Source organism: Jeotgalibacillus sp. ET6 (genome assembly GCF_029667115.1).
In the GTDB taxonomy this organism is placed as follows: Bacteria; Bacillota; Bacilli; order Bacillales; family Jeotgalibacillaceae; genus Jeotgalibacillus.
The window spans coordinates 1-230 of sequence record NZ_JARUIU010000364.1 but is presented as its reverse complement, the minus strand read 5'-3'; the positions used below and the strand labels follow the sequence as shown (position 1 = coordinate 230).

Below are 230 nucleotides of genomic sequence, written 5' to 3'. Positions count from 1 at the left end.
CGGTGAAAAAAATAGAATAAAAAAAAACCATGAGGAGGCAAAACGAGATTAAAAAAAAAAAAAAAAAATTATTAAATTTAAAATATAAACAAAAAAAAAAAAAAAAAAAAATAAAAAATACAAATATAATAAAAAAAAAAAAAAAAAACCAAAAACAAAATAAAAGAAAAAAAATATATAAAGAAAAAAAACAAAATAAAAAAATTAAAATAAAAACAAAACAAAATACG

At 12.2% G+C, this 230-nt stretch carries 1 protein-coding gene; it reads left to right on the top strand.

Annotation, left to right across the window (positions count from 1 at the left end; all coding sequences use genetic code 11):
• Positions 1 to 29 precede the first annotated feature (29 nt).
• A partial coding sequence (locus P6709_RS20725) for a hypothetical protein (protein WP_278242697.1) occupies positions 30 to 230 on the top strand: 201 nt, incomplete at its 3' end.